The 9,783-nt window shown below is 68.7% G+C and carries 7 protein-coding genes; 3 read left to right on the forward strand and 4 right to left on the reverse strand.

What is annotated here, in order from left to right; genetic code table 11:
* Both ACTHJR_RS04190 and ACTHJR_RS04195 read right to left on the reverse strand, forming a co-directional pair.
* The coding region (locus tag ACTHJR_RS04190; protein ID WP_440521869.1) for an MFS transporter at positions 1–2,038 on the reverse strand (2,038 nt) is incomplete at its 3' end.
* Between the two features lie 8 nt (positions 2,039–2,046).
* Positions 2,047–4,959 carry a DUF2339 domain-containing protein gene (locus tag ACTHJR_RS04195; RefSeq protein WP_440521870.1) on the reverse strand — a complete coding sequence of 971 codons (2,913 nt, stop codon included), beginning with the start codon at positions 4,957–4,959 and terminating at the stop codon, positions 2,047–2,049.
* Between the two features lie 187 nt (positions 4,960–5,146).
* Between ACTHJR_RS04195 and ACTHJR_RS04200 the strand changes: the two genes are divergently transcribed.
* From ACTHJR_RS04200 to ACTHJR_RS04210, 3 genes are all read left to right on the forward strand, one after another.
* Entirely contained in the window at positions 5,147–5,752 is a 606-nt protein-coding gene (locus ACTHJR_RS04200) for a TetR/AcrR family transcriptional regulator (RefSeq protein ID WP_440521871.1), read from the forward strand.
* Between the two features lie 77 nt (positions 5,753–5,829).
* A complete protein-coding gene (locus tag ACTHJR_RS04205) occupies positions 5,830–6,009 on the forward strand; it encodes a hypothetical protein (RefSeq protein WP_440521872.1) in 180 nt (59 codons plus the stop codon).
* Positions 6,010–6,124: 115 nt separating this feature from the next.
* On the forward strand, positions 6,125–6,301 hold the full coding sequence (locus tag ACTHJR_RS04210) for a DUF3606 domain-containing protein (protein ID WP_440521873.1): 177 nt from the start codon (positions 6,125–6,127) through the stop codon (positions 6,299–6,301).
* Between the two features lie 81 nt (positions 6,302–6,382).
* On the opposite strand, the gene ACTHJR_RS04215 is transcribed toward ACTHJR_RS04210, so the two are convergent.
* Complete coding sequence (locus tag ACTHJR_RS04215; protein WP_440521874.1) at positions 6,383–8,833, reverse strand: glycoside hydrolase family 3 N-terminal domain-containing protein; 2,451 nt, start codon at positions 8,831–8,833, stop codon at positions 6,383–6,385.
* Positions 8,834–9,098: 265 nt separating this feature from the next.
* Positions 9,099–9,783 (reverse strand): glycoside hydrolase family 97 catalytic domain-containing protein (locus ACTHJR_RS04220; RefSeq protein ID WP_440521875.1); only part of this gene is annotated, 685 nt, incomplete at its 5' end.

A 9,783-nucleotide genomic window follows, 5' to 3' on the forward strand; every position in this document is an offset into this window, starting at 1 on the left:
CTTCGCCTTGACGCGTGAGCGGATCGAACGCGCGGCCCAGCGCCATGCTGCCGACCACCAGCTTCTTGTAGGTCATCGGCTCGCGCTTGATGTCCTCGACGATCGGCGCGTGGCCGCCGTTCACGTCCTTGGCGTCGAGCAATGCCTGGAACAGGGTGCTGTCGGTCTCCGACGTCGCGAAGATCATGTTGCTCATCTCGTCATAGAGACGGCGCCCGGCGATCGCACGGCGGGCACGCGCGGTCATCTCGCCTTTGATCTCGAACCGCCTGGGCGGCATCACGGTGAGCGTGATCTTGGGGAAGGCCTTCACCCGCACCTTGCCGCGCAATTTGGAGAAGGTCGAATATTGCGCGCCGTCGATGCGCACCGGGATGATCGGCGCGTCGGCCTTGTCGGCGACCATGCCGGGGCCGTCGAACACCTTCATCAGCGCGCCGGTGACCGTGATCCGCCCTTCGGGGAAGATCACCAGGGTGTTCCCTTCCTTCACCGCCTTGACCATCGCCTTGGTCGACATCGGGTTGGTCGGATCGACCGGGAAGGCGCGGAACAATTTGAGCGCGGGCTTGATCCACCAGCTCGCCACTACCGCGCTGTGCACCGCGAACACCGGTTTGCCCGGCAGGAACACGGCGAGCAGCAGGCCGTCGAGCCACGACACGTGGTTGACCACCACCACCGCGCGCTCGCCGGGTCTCGGCATGTTCTCCTTGCCGATCACCTCGACCCCGTAAGCGAGTTCCAGGGCGGTGCGGATCAGCCGTTTGATCACCGTCTCGGGCAGCAGCCAGCAGCTGACCAGCGCGACGAGGAGCGTCGAAAAGCCCATCGTCGCGATCACCGCGGGGATCGACGCGCCGTATTTCGCCATCGCGATCACCACCGCCATCACCAGCACGATGACGAGCGAGTTGACGATGTTGTTGGCGGCGATGATCCGCGACCGTTCGGTCACCGGGCTGTTGGTCTGGAGCAGCGCGTAGAGCGGCACGATGAACATGCCGCCCGCGAAGGCCAGGCCGGCGAGATCGATCAGGATGCGCCAGGTGCCCGGCGACTGGACGAAGCGGGCGATGTCGGCACCGGGCGCGGTCACCACGAAATGGTGCGTCGCCGGCCACAGGTCGATCATGAACCCCGCCATCAGCAGCGCCGACAGCGGCACGTATTTGGCCGAGACCTTGCCCTTGAGCAGGCGATTGACCGCCAGCGATCCGATCGCGATCGAGATCGAGAAAACCAGCAGGAACAACGTCACCACCGGCTTGCCCGCGCCCAGCCGGTTGGTCACCAGCGGCGCGAAGTCGTTGAGGAGCACCGCACCGACCGCGAAGAACCAGCTGATCCCGAGGATGCAGAGCCAGGCATCGCGGGCATCGTGCGCCGATCGCAGGACTTGCCAGGTGCTGCGGAACACGTTGCGGTCGACCGGCACGCCCTGGTTGGCGGGGGGCGCCGGCGGGATCGCCAGGCTGGCGAGGAATCCCAGGATCGCGAGCCCGGTGGCGACCAGGCCCGCTTCCCAGGGCGGAATGAAATTGGGCATCAACTGCCCCGCCAGGATGGCGAGGAACGTGCCCGCCTCGATCATCCCGGTCCCACCCATGATCTCGTTGGGGCCGAGATGCTGCGGCAGGATCGAATATTTGACCGGCCCGAAGATCGTCGAATGACAGCCCATCAGGAACAGGACGGTCAGCAGCAGCGGCACCGATTGCAGCGCGAGGCCGGCAAGCCCCATCGCCATGAAGACGATCTCCGCCGCCTTCACGATCCGCATCAACTTGGCCTTGTCCCAGCCGTCGGCGATCTGTCCGGCGAGCGCGGAGAACAGGAAATAGGGCAGGATGAACAGCCCGGTGGCGAGCGCCGCGAGCGACGCCGCCCCGTTCTCGTCGCCCTTGTAGAGCGTGAAGGTGACGAGGAAGAGCATCGCATATTTGAGCGCGTTGTCGTTGAACGCGCCCAGGAACTGGACGACGAACATCGGCCCGAAGCGGCGCTTGGCGAGCAGCGAAAAATCAGGTGCGGACATCAAACCCCCTATGTCGCAGGGACGGTATCGGCGGATTGTGACGGATCGGTCAACGTATCGCCCTTGGCCGCGTCGGGCAGATAGCGGCTGTAGAGCCAGCCCACCCCGATCAGGCTGAAGCCCAGGGCAGCGAACGAGGCGATGCGCAGCAGCCCGTCGAGCCCGGCGGCATCGAACAGGAACACCTTGCCCACCGCCGCCAGCATCAGCGCCAGCGACACGATCCGCCAGTCGCGCGCGGCGCGGCGGATGCCCCATTGCAGGAAACCGATCGCGATCGCGATCGCGGTGAGCGAGCGCCCGATGTCCTCGGCCTGGCTGACTCCGGGCACCGACAGCATCGAGCCGTGGAACGCCTGGCGCAGCAGCGCGGCGGCGAGCAGCAGGATCAGCGCCATACGGATCCCGTCCCGCGCGCGGTCGGCGCCCGGGCCCGGCAGCACGCGATCCGACAGCCACACCAACGCGAAGGCGATGGCGAACGCCGGGACCAGCCACGGCCCGGCGAATTGCTCGCTCCACAGGGGATCGTGCAGCAGCGCGGTGAACCAGATGAAATGGAGCAGGGTGGCGACCCCCAGCCCGGTCGCGACGCGCCGTGCGCCCAAGCGCCAGGCGATCAGCACCGCACCGAACAACAGGGCTTCCCACACGGTACGCTCGGCCATGCCCAGCGCGACGAAGTGCGGGACGTCGGCGATCGCGAAGACATGCTTCCACAAGGCATGCACGGTGATCGTGGCGAGCGCGATCGCGGCCATCGTCCCGACCTCGCGCAATCGCTCGGGCAAGGCGCCGCGCCAGGCGATGGCGACCAGCGCGGTCGCCGGCGCGGCGATGCGGATCAAGGTCGCGTCGACCGGCGGCACCAGGTCGAGCAGGAACGGCACCCCGACCAGCGACCCGCCCGCCCCCGCCATCCAGGTGATCAGCGGCTCGACCGCCCAGCCGATCGCGAGCGACGCGGTGACGGCCAGCGCCGGCGCGGGGCCGCGGTGGCCGGCGATCGCCAGCGCGCCCAGCATCGCCGCCGGCACCAGCGCCAGCCACGCCGCGGGCACGATCTGCGCCGCGGCGACATAGAGCAGCAACGCCGTTGCCGCTTCGCCCGAGCGCCGCATCGGCGCATCCATCGACCAGCGCGCGAAGGCGGCCATCGTCGCCGCGCCGATCGCCCAGCGGACCAATGCGGTGACCGGCGCCGCGCCGACCGCCAGGCCGATCGCCCGGTTGAGCTCGGCGGGATCATAAGCGACCAGCAGGACGATCGCGGCGGCGACGATCGCTTGCGCGGCATGGTCGATGCGCGGATCTTCCGCCAGGCGGCCGAGGGTGAGCGCGGCGAGGGCGGCCAGCGCGGCGACCGGCGCCAGCGCCCAGAGCGGCGCGGCCAATCCGGCGGCCAGCGCGCCGAGCAGGATCGCCGCCACCGCGACGATCGCGAATCGCGCATCCTCGCGCCGCAGGGCGTGGCGCCAGCCGAGCCCCGCCGCCGCCGCGGCGATCGCCATGCCGATCAGCGCCGGCGCGGCGAAATCGGCGCGCGGCGTCGTCCACCAGAAATGCGCCGCCGGGACCAGCGCGACCGCCAGGCCGATCGCGGCGACCTGCACCGCATCGCCCAGCCGGCCCTCGGCGCGCCACAGCCGCCACAAAGCCGGCAAGCCATAGATCGCGGCGCCGCCGCCCAACACCAGCGCCAGCATCCGCCCCGACGGGCCGGGCCAGGCGAGGGCGAGCAACGCGCCCGTTCCCAGGCCGGCCAAGGGCAAGTCGGCCAGTGCCGCCTCGCGCCGCGACAGCCACACCACCGCCATCGACAGCAAGGCATATTGTCCCCAGTCGAGCGGCACGAACCCGCCGGTGGCGACGATCGCCGCCATCTGCGCGCAGCCGGCGATCGCCGCGCCGACGCGGAACACGCGTCCCGGCGTGCCGGCGACGGCCAGCGGAAAGGCGATCGCGAGCAACAGGGTCAGCGAGCCGACCGAGAGCGACGCCGCCACGTCGTGCAGCCCGCCGACGATCAGCAGCAATCCCCAGCCGAACCCGCCCGCCACCGCGAGCGCGCCCAGCCACCACCAGCTCTGCCGCCGTCCGAGCATCGCCAGTCCTCCGACGGTCAACGCCAGCCAGCTCGCCAGCAATGGCACATTGGGCTCGGCCGATCCGACCAGGGCCGGCGCGGCGAGGCCTCCGACCAGTCCGAGCACCGCGCTCGGCGCGCCGAAGCGGATCGACAGCAACCCGGCGAGCAACGTGACCGCCGCCAGCCCGGAGAACGCGGTCATCGGCCCGATCAGATGATAGAGATTGGCCGCGACCAGCACCGAGGCATAGAGCGTCGCGATCCCCGCGCCCGCCAGCGCCTGGCGGATGCGCGGGTCGCGTGCCACGTCGTCGCGGCGCAGCGCGAGCTCGGCGCCGGCGATCAGGCCGCTGCCGAAGATCAGACCGCACACCACGCGAACCGCCGGCGACAGCAGCCCGGCATCGATCGAATATTTGACGATCAGGAAGCCCGCCACCGCGAGCGTGATGCCGCCTGCCCAGATTGGCAGATAGCGGCCGAAAATGTCCTCGAACCCGAAACGACGCGTCGGCGGCGCGGCCGGCTCCAAGACTCGCGGCTTCGGATCGGCCAGCGCAGGGACGGGCTCCGCTTCGGGCTCGGTCGCCGCCACGAATGCCGCGGTCGGCCGCCTCTCTGGCTGTGGAGGGATGTCGGGCGCCGCCGCCGGCTCGGGCGCAACGCGGTCGAACCGCTCGACAGGCATCGGCCCCCGCGCGTCTGCGCGCGCCAGCCGCTCGCCATGATGGAGCGCCAGCTCCAGTGACACCACCCGCGTCCTGAGCGCCTCGACCCGCTGCCACAGGACCGCCACCGCCACCATCAGACCGATCAGCACCAACGCCGTCATCGCCCGAGCCTCCATCAGGGTGAAGCGCTGGATAGCATAAACTGATCAGTGTTCAATTAAAAAAATGCACAGCGTTCAATTTCTTTGTTATCCCAAATTTCCTCTCCCGTCGGGGGGAGGGAGGGAGCCGGCGCAGCCGACGGAAGATTGGGGCGACGAGAGAGCCCCCGCCGCATAGGACGAGACCATGGGACGCCGCTCAGACCACACCCGCGCGGAACTGGAGGCGCTGATCATCGATACCGGCCATCGCCTGCTGGCCGAGGTCGGCTACGCCGGCTTTTCCGCGCGCGAAGTGGCGAAGCGGATCGGCTATTCGGTCGGCACGATCTACAATGTGTTCGACAATCTCGACGACCTGATGCTCGCGCTCAATGGCCGCACCTTCCTCGACTGGGCGGAGGCGATCGCCGAGACGCTGAGCCATGCCGGGCCCGATCGCATTGCCGTGCTGGTCGCCTCCTATTTCGACTTCGCCACCACCAACCGCAATCTGTGGATGGCGATCTACGACCATCGCCTGCCGGTCGGCGTGCCGTTCCCCGAACGCTATGCGCGGCAACGCGGCGCGCTGACCGATATCCTGCGCGCCGAGATCGCCGCCGTCCTGCCGCCCGAGACTCGCGAGCGCGCCCCCGCGCTTGCCCGCTCCCTGCTGGCGACGGTGCACGGCCATTGCGTGTTCGCGCTGAACGGCACTTTCGCACTGCTCCAGGAACAGGATCCGCACGCCGCCGCGCTCGCCCGCGTGCGAGAGGCATTGCGCGCGGCCGGCGCGGACCTGCCGGACTGATCGTTTTCAGCGACCGGGATCGAATCCGCCGCGCGCGAATTATGTCTTTCGACATGTTGCGCGGGAAGGGATCGGCCATGCCCCAGATACTTAGCGTCCTGGCAAAAACGCCCGAATGGATCAGGCACGATCTCGTCTCTCGGGACGTGTCGAGCCGCGAACGCGCCGAAGAAGCGTTGGCAGCAATGATCACCGCCGCGCTCGCCGGGCAAGCGACGACGGCGCCCGCACCGCAGGGGATCGGCATCGCGCACTGAGCGCGGCGACGGTGACGAGTTTCCCCGCGCCGCGCTTGCTAACCCAGATTAGCACCGATGAAACGCGATGGAATCCAACGCGTTGAGGCTTCCGGCAAGCAAACGGAGGCCAGACATGTCCGACAACAAGACCCTGCGCGCGCCGCAGGACTCCTCGCGCATCGCGATGGGGGAGGATTACGAAGTCGAATATTGGACGCAGAAGTTCGGCGTCTCCCGCGACCGCCTGCAACAGGCGGTGAACGCGGTCGGCAATTCGGCCGAGGCGGTCGAGCGCTACCTGCGGGACTAACCAGCCGGGCGCGGACGCGATTCGCTGGAAAGAGCGGGCGGAAAGGGCGGTGCGTCGCTTTCCGCCCCGCTACGGCGCCCCCTAATCTTTCACCGCGCACCCGTCCCCCGCCACCCCGGCATCCAGCCGCACATCGGCCACCGACACCGCGAACCCCGCCCCCGCGCTCAGCGCGACCATCTCCTTCACCGCCTCCATCCGCGCACCCTTCGCCGCGAAGCACTTGAGCGGCACCCTCAGCATCTGCCAGCCGCCTGCCTTCAGCATGCCGTTCAGGCTAATTGGCCGACTCCCGCCCATTGCCATGCTCACCGGCCCCGCCGCCCCCGCATCCAGGCGATAGGTCAGTTTCAGCACCACGTCGGCATTCGCCTCGCGCGTCAGGTCGATCGGCGCGGGCGCCTCGATCGTCAGCGTCGCGCCGCCCGCGGGCCAGAGCAGCGCCACCGCGCCTTCCTGCGTCTGCGGGCCGTCGACCGCGCGGCGCAAGATCGGGCCGGCGCCGAACGCGAAGGGGGCGGCGGGCTGGCCCTTGGCGAAGAACACGCTGGCATTGGCGCCCGATGCGTCGAAGCCCGGCGCCTCGTCCAGCACGCCCACGCGCCCGCCCTTGGCGTAGCTCAGCCCATAGCCGAACGCGAACAGCGGGTCGTACCCCTTCATCCCGCGATTGTTGGCGAACTGCCCGGCATTGCGCGGCCAGCTGTACGACAGCCGCCCGGTGAAGTCCTTGCGCGGGCGCCCGTCGCGCGTGCCGACGATCACGTCGGCCACTCCTTCGCCCTCGCTCCCGGGCAGCCACGCCGCGACGAACGCGTCCGACTGGTTGATCTCCGGGTTCACCCAGAGCGGCCGGCCCGACAGGAATACCGACACGGTCGGGATGCCCGCCGCGCGCAGTTTCCTGAGCAGCGCCAGCGCCGCCTTGTCGCCGGGCTCGAATTCCAGCGTCTTCAGGTCGCCGCGCATCTCGGCATAAGGATGCTCGCCGAACACGACGATCGCGACGTCGGGCTTGCCTTTGCTCTTGTCGAAACTGCCGTCGGGGGAGAGCGTCGCGCGGCCGCCGCCCGCCTTTATCGCCGCCGCGATTCCGGCATAGATCGATTGCGCGCCGGGGAAGTCGGCATTGCTGTTGCCGTCGCCTTGCCAACTCAAGGTCCAGCCGCCCGCCTGCATCGGGATCGAGTCCGCGCCCGGCCCCGCGACCAGCACGTTGGCGCTCGCCTTCAGCGGTAGCACGCCGTCGTTCTTGAGCAGCACCAGGCTCTTCGCCACCGCCTCGCGCGCGATCGCGCGATGGGCGGGGGAGCCGAGCACGCCGGCGCGCCCTTCCCACGGCCGCGCCGGGTCGAACAGACCCATCGCGAACTTGACGCGCAGGATGCGGCGCACCGCGTCATTGATCCGGCTCATCGGGATCGCGCCCGACTTCGCTTCCTTGACCGTGTTGTCGAACAGATCGCGCCAGCCGTCGGGCGCCATCGCCATGTCGAGCCCTGCGTTGAATGCCGCCGGGCAATCCGATTTGGTGCAGCCCGGGACCTGGCCGTGTCCGTTCCAGTCGCCGACGACGAAACCGGCGAAGCCCATCCGCCCCTTGAGCACCCCAGTCAGCAAGGACTTGTTGCCGTGCATCTTGACGCCGTTCCAGCTCGAGAAGCTGGCCATCACCGTCTTCACGCCCGCATCGATCGCGGGCGGATAGCCGGCGGCGTGGATACGGATCAGCGTCGCCTCGTCGATCCGGTCGTCGCCCTGGTCGATCCCGCCCCAGGTGCCGCCGTCGCCGAGGAAATGCTTGGCGCTGGCGGCGACATAGCCGGCCTGGATGCGGCCCTTGCCGGGCGCGCCTTGCAGCCCCAGGACCATCGCTCCGGCGTAGCGCGCCGTGATCGACGGATCCTCCGAATAGCCCTCGTAGGTGCGGCCCCAGCGGTCGTCCTGCGGCACCGCCAGCGTCGGGCCGAACGCCCAGTCGATACCTGCGACGGCGGTCTCCTCCGCGGTGGCGCGGCCGATCCGGGTCATCAGCGCGGGGTCGTTGGCCGCGCCCAGCCCGATATTGTGCGGGAACAGCGTCGCGCCGATCACATTGTTGTTGCCGTGCACCGCGTCGATCCCGAACATCAGCGGGATGACTACATGGCCGGGGCGACGCTCGTCGGCGACGGCGTTGAACGCCCTCGACGTTGCGATCCACGGCCCCTGCGGGGAGCGGTCGGGGCTGCCGAGCGGCGGCGAGCTGCCTCCGGCCAGTATCGAGCCGAGCGGGTATTTACGCAGGTCTTCGGGCTTGATGTCGCTGATGTCGGCCTGGATCATCTGGCCGACTTTTTCCTCGATCGTCATGCGCGCCATCAGCGCGGTGATCCTGGCCTCCGTCGCGGGATCGATCAGGCCCCGGCTCTTGGCGATCGGCCAGCGCGCGGGGTGGGCGATGCCCGCGGAATCGGGCGCGGATTGCCCGAACGCCGCCACGGCCAGGGCGCTCGCGCCGGCAAGCGCCATCAATGGCAGGAATCTCCGCATCGCCCTCTCCCGAATCTTTGGGTCAGGCTAACCGGGTTGCGGGAGGCTGGAAAGTGTGAACGTTCACAATTTTAGGAAGTAACGGAAAAATAGTCGTTTTCTTGGGTTGCACGTTGCCACTCTGGACGCTTCCCCGGCGAAGGCCGGGGCCCAGCCGCGAAGTCCTCGGCGATGGCGGGATGCCATCTCCAATGCGCCGAAACTGGGCCCTGGCCTTCGCCGGGGAGGCGTCTTCTCGTTATGCTGGAGTAAGTTTTCGGCGCGTTCACCCGATCAGCTTGAACCGGATCGCCGTGCCGCCTCCCGGCGCCAATTCCAGCGGCAGCACGTCCTTCGACGTCACAATCTTCTTCTCGATCGTGATCGCCAGTGGATTGACCCGGTAATCGGCATTGGGCCCGTCGCGATAGATCTGCGCCTCATATTTCCTGCCCGGTGCCAGGAAGGTCAGCGGCTGCGAGAGCGTGCGCGCATTCTCGTCGGTGATCGCGCCCAGATACCAGTCCTGCCCGCCGCGCGGCTGGCGCACGACGACGACGTAGTCGCCGATCTCCGACTGCAGGGTGTGGGAGACTTCCCAGTCGGTCGGTACGTCGCGGATGAACTGGAAAGCGGCCAAATTCTTCTCGTAATTCTCCGGCAGGTCGGCGGCCATCTGGATCGGGCTGTAGACCACGACATACTCCGCCAATTGCGTCGCAAGCGTCGATTGCACGCGCCGCGTCACGTCATCCTTGCCGTGCGCGAGGTCGAAGATGCCGGGCGTGAAATCCATCGGACCGCCGAGCAGCCGCGTGAACGGCAGGATGGTCATATGTTCGGGCGGATTGGTCGGCACGCCCCAGGCATTATATTCCTGACCGCGCGCCCCTTCGCGGGCGACCATGTTGGGCCAGGTGCGGCGCAGGCCGGTATCCTTGACCGGCTCGTGCGCATCGATCGCGATGCGG

The sequence above is a fragment of the Sphingomonas sp. genome (genome assembly GCF_051962185.1).
GTDB lineage: Bacteria > Pseudomonadota > Alphaproteobacteria > Sphingomonadales > Sphingomonadaceae > Sphingomonas.